Genomic DNA, 217 nt, shown 5'->3' on the forward strand with positions numbered 1-217 from the left:
GGCCAAGAACATCATCCGCAAGGCCATCGACGCGGCGCCCGCGCGTCTCGCCGCCCGCAAGGCCCGAGAGACCGCTCGGCGCAAGAGCGTCTACGAGTCCGCGGCCATGCCCGACAAGCTCAAGGACTGCACGTCGAAATACCCGTCGATCAGCGAGATCTTCCTCGTCGAGGGTGACTCCGCCGGCGGCTCTGCCGTGCAGGGGCGCGACCCGCAC

1 pseudogene is annotated in these 217 nt (G+C 69.1%); it reads left to right on the top strand.

Annotated features, from left to right (window positions below):
* Positions 1-217 (top strand): annotated as a pseudogene (locus QM517_RS18155) (DNA topoisomerase IV subunit B); the annotation flags it as partial.

This window comes from Microbacterium sp. IEGM 1404, assembly GCF_030056775.1.
Lineage (GTDB): Bacteria > Actinomycetota > Actinomycetes > Actinomycetales > Microbacteriaceae > Microbacterium.